This is a genomic window from Carboxylicivirga taeanensis (assembly GCF_051851475.1).
Classification (GTDB): Bacteria; Bacteroidota; Bacteroidia; order Bacteroidales; family Marinilabiliaceae; genus Carboxylicivirga; species Carboxylicivirga taeanensis.
On sequence record NZ_JBPUSJ010000038.1, the window covers coordinates 1 to 3,879 of the forward strand.

Annotated in this window: 4 protein-coding genes; all 4 read left to right on the forward strand. The window is 33.0% G+C overall.

The annotated features are described in order from the left end of the window. Positions 1-407, forward strand: a 407-nt coding sequence (locus tag ACSX1H_RS18835) for a hypothetical protein (RefSeq protein ID WP_439185804.1), incomplete at its 5' end; no start/stop codon positions are given. Positions 408-785: 378 nt separating this feature from the next. Next, on the forward strand, positions 786-1,490 hold the full coding sequence (locus tag ACSX1H_RS18840) for a hypothetical protein (RefSeq protein ID WP_439185805.1): 705 nt from the start codon (positions 786-788) through the stop codon (positions 1,488-1,490). Between the two features lie 234 nt (positions 1,491-1,724). Continuing rightward, positions 1,725-2,261 (forward strand): hypothetical protein, encoded by a 537-nt coding sequence (locus ACSX1H_RS18845; RefSeq protein ID WP_439185806.1) that lies wholly within the window; start codon positions 1,725-1,727, stop codon positions 2,259-2,261. A gap of 165 nt (positions 2,262-2,426) precedes the next feature. Beyond that, positions 2,427-3,392 (forward strand): hypothetical protein, encoded by a 966-nt coding sequence (locus ACSX1H_RS18850; RefSeq protein WP_439185807.1) that lies wholly within the window; start codon positions 2,427-2,429, stop codon positions 3,390-3,392. The last annotated feature ends 487 nt before the right edge of the window (positions 3,393-3,879 follow it).

Consider the following 3,879-nt stretch of genomic DNA (forward strand, 5'->3'; position numbering starts at 1 on the left):
ACTTTGAGTGTGCAGATTCCCGCCTCGATGGTCTCGTCCTCTCGGACGGACAATCTCAACGCAGAATCTGCTACAGCGCCATGCGGCCAACCGTTGTAGCCAATTTGAAGGATACGACAATTAAAAGCATGAGAATGGAGATATTAGGATTTATAATGGTTTTGATGGGAATAATTGCTGTTCCCTTTCAGTATAATATTGTCCAGACCTTAAAGAAAAATGGATATAATTCAACAATATTTATGTTTTTACCTTCAGACCTAAAAAATTATAGAAAATTGATTAAATCTGTCAATAATGAATTTGAGAAAAGAAGAATGAAAACAAACTATTACGGACTAATTATTTCATGGAGTGCAGCAATAACTTGTTTTCTGTCATTCATCTTTATTGGGTTAAATTCATGATAATTGATTAAATTATTTAACAATACTAAGATGTTGGGCTATTTAGACAATAATAATCTAGATAGACTCTCTGAAAGCTCTATAAACTTGACAGGTTGATTAGAATTAAATTTGAACAAAATAATATTGAATTAATAAAAAACTGGCTACAACAAAAAATATAGTGCATATGGCAGATAGTGCTAAAATTGAAAATGATAGCAATAAATAAACATAGTAGTAAAATTGAAAGTTTGGAGCGTTGAAATGCCAAACGCACCATATTAAGACCGTTGTAGCACATTCCCCCACATCTCACAATAAAAGTTAATCAATAATGAGTATTTAAGGGAAAACAATTCAATTGAACAGTACATAGTGAATCAAACCTTAAAGAATATGAAAAGAATTTTTACTTTAGGATTATTTATCTTTTTAACAGGCTTTCTAGTTGATTCATTTGGACAAGGTGAACACCTAGCTACTGAATCTCAAACACATATTTTTTGGCAAGCAGACAGAAAACTATCAGAAGATGACTTTCAATATGATGGAACGCAAGATGAAAAAATTGTCAACTATTGCGATGAATTTGATTTGTATACAGTCGCTTCAGTTGGCTTATTTGCTGTTCTTGACGTTCCTAAGAAAAAACGTAAACGCGGAGAGTTATTAGAGAAAGTTTATTTTGCTCCAGCATTTGACAAAACAACATCATTCATTTTAAGTCATGATACGCTTGGAGTTGAAAAACAAGAAGTAATATTTGATATTTTTGAATTATCAGCAAGAACTGCTAGACAACAATTACATCATTTGCAAGATTCTATTAGTGGTTACGGTATTATTTCAATGATGTTTAAATCGATAGAAGCAAAAGCCATTGAAATGAGAACTACTCTTGTGGACTCTTATACACAAGATGTATATATCAATAAAAGTGTTGGTGCTTACAACGAATGGAGAATTAAAATTGACAAACTGCTTCTTGATACCAAAGAATATGCTACAAAACCCGAAGATTGTTTCCGATTTATAAAAAAAGAACCCATAGACGATAGGTATATCATTGCAAAAACTGTCGTTGGAAACTTATTCGAATAATAACGTGCTACAACAAACCGCAATAGCGCATAAGGCGTTCGATTCATTTTGGTCGGTTCGATGCTTTGGCAGTCATCGCCAAATCACTGATTTGGCTTTTGAAATGAAAAGTTAAAGACAAATTCAGCGCTTTAGCTACGTTCATTTTGGAAAGTTTGTAAGGTTAAAATCGCCTTACGACGCCATGCGGCAGGCCGTTAGCAGCAATTAGGGTGCAATTCAACTTATAATCAAATGACGAACAAATTAAATATCTATAATTTAAATAACTCAGCATATCTATTTGAAGACATTGAAGACGTTATAAGTAGGATTGGACAACTTTATGAAGTTCACTTTCAAAAAAACAGAATTAGGTTTGTTTCAAAAATTAAATATCCAGAAAATGCTGCGTGGGTTTCGGAAGAAACAACTAAAGTTTTTAATGAATCGGTACCATTATTCAAGAGCATAATCAAAGATATCTATTCAATTATAGAAGGGATTTTTGTTTCAAAAAATGGAAAATTTGACAAGCCAAAAATCGAAGAAAAATATAGTAATCTTAAGGTTTTACGTGAATTTAATAATAAACTAAAACACCATAACAACAAGTATGTAGTATTTAACTTGACATCAGTTGTCAATATTCACCCTCGGACTTTAGATTGTTGGATTCAATATAAATATGAAACTGAGACGAGAATAAGTTCAATACCATTAGTTGAATTTTTTGAACTCTTTTTTGTGATAATGGAAGATGAAAATATTATTGAAATAGATAGAAAATAACTGCTGCTAACACGCCGCACATAATGCATAGCAGGGTTCAGCTCACTTTGGGTGGGCAGATTCCCGCCTCGATTGTCAGTCCTGTCGGACGGACAATCAGCACCGAAAATCTGCTACAGCATCATGCGGCCAACCGTTGGCAGCAATACAGAAACGTATAGTTATATGAATAAAAAATATCTCATTTTACTAATTTTATTGATGATAAGGCCAGTTTTGGTACTTAGTCAGACAACTATTGAAGCAATGTATGAGACTTCATTAAGTGCAATTGATGCAATTAGGAACAATGATATAGAAACTTTTAAAGGCCTTTGGGTAGAGAAAATCATAAAGGAAAGTGATGATGAAGGCTTACAAATCCTATTTAATAACGCAGCAGACATACTTAATAAATATGATGGATTAACTCCTCTAGAATCATTACATCTTGGTATTACACATATAATACATGACTACAAATATGCTAAATTAGGGACATTAGTATTTACATTCCCTCCAACAAAAAAACCACAACTATTATCAGATGAACATATTGTTTTTGGTTTCTCAGATGAAATTGAAGAAAATAAAATAGTTTCATTTAAGGTTAGCGATTTAATTGGTCCTGCAAAGGAGTTAGCCGAACAAAAAGGACTTAGGCCACATTTTGAGAAGTTTAATTTTAAATTCGAAAATTTAAATTGGTTTAGGTTATGGTATGATAAAGGTCCTGTTCAAAATGATTTAGGGAATGAATCTGGCGTATATGCTCTGAAAGGAAATCAGAACAAACTAATAAACAATAACGCTGATACTATCTTTTCTGAAATACTCAGTCTAGTTAATTCAGCAATTATAGATAGTACTGATATTTATTATAGCAAAGTAAATATATTTGGTGCTCCAGAGTATGTATTTATCAGGATGAAATTTGATGATTTACCATATAAAGAATGTGGTGAATTCAGAATTTTGACTATTCTAACTGAAGAAAATGATTTTGATGAAATGTATAAAGATTATATCATTATTAAGCATTCAGATACAAATAGATACTTTTTACCTATTGATAAAAATAAAGAGCTTTGGGATAAACTAAAAGACTTGGCACATATTGACTTTGGTAACTCTGTTGAAATAAATCCCTAATAAAGTACTGCTGCCAACAAACCGCAATAGAGCATAAAGGGTTCAGCTCATTTTGGTCGGTTAGTAGCTTCGGCTACCAGCGCCAAATCACTGATTTGGCTTTAAAAATGAAAAGTTAAAAACAAATACAGTGCTTTGGCTCCGCTTAATTTGGAAAGTATGTAAGGATAAATTCCTTTACGCACCATGCGGCAGTCCGTTGGTAGCTATTGAAAAAACCCAAAGCACTTAGTATTTAATAAACGCATCAAAAATTGTGACATTTAAGGAATTGGGAATTATTATAGCACGTTAATTGAAAGATTTGGAAATTAACACTATGAATTTGCATGCTATCTTGGAAACAGGCTTCTCAGTGTGTCGGACCGACCGCGCAATGTATTTTCCGGTTCGCTCAGTCGATTGTACCGGTTGCGCAATCAATTGTAACGCCGCCGCAATGGATTTTCCCAAGTTCTCAGTCAATTTTCCCGACCTCTCAGCGGAA